1 pseudogene is annotated in these 486 nt (G+C 69.8%); it reads right to left on the minus strand.

Annotated features, from left to right (window positions below):
- Positions 1–422 (minus strand): annotated as a pseudogene (locus G5C65_RS38230) (polyketide synthase dehydratase domain-containing protein); the annotation flags it as partial.
- Positions 423–486: the final 64 nt, after the last annotated feature.

The raw sequence follows: 486 nt of genomic DNA on the forward strand, positions 1-486 counted from the left end.
CGCAACACCCACTCCACCAGCGCCGCCCCCGGCACCAGCACCGACTCCAACACCCGGTGCTCACCCAGCCACCCGCACCCCTGCGCAGACACCCGCGCCACAAACACAAACCCATCCCGCTCAGCAAGCTCAGTCACCGCACCCAGCAGCGGATGCCCCGTCGACACCAGCCCGAAGCCGGCGGCATCCTGGGAGGTTCCGGTCCGGCCATCGAGCCAGTAGCGCTCACGCTGGAAGGCGTAGGTGGGCAGGTCGACCACCGTGCGGCTCTCCTCCGGGAACCACGGCCTCCAGTCCACCCGCAGACCCGCGGTGTGAGCGTGGGCGAGGGCCTGTGCGAGCTGCCTGCGATCCCCCTGATCACGGCGCAGCGTGGGCACGGCCGCCGCCTCCACCCCCGCCTCCTCGAACGTCTCCTGCATCCCCAACACCAACACCGGATGCGGACTCGCCTCCACAAACACCCGATACCCATCCGCCAACAAC

Origin of the sequence: Streptomyces boncukensis (assembly GCF_011045075.1) — a bacterium.
GTDB classification, from domain to species: domain Bacteria; phylum Actinomycetota; class Actinomycetes; order Streptomycetales; family Streptomycetaceae; genus Streptomyces; species Streptomyces boncukensis.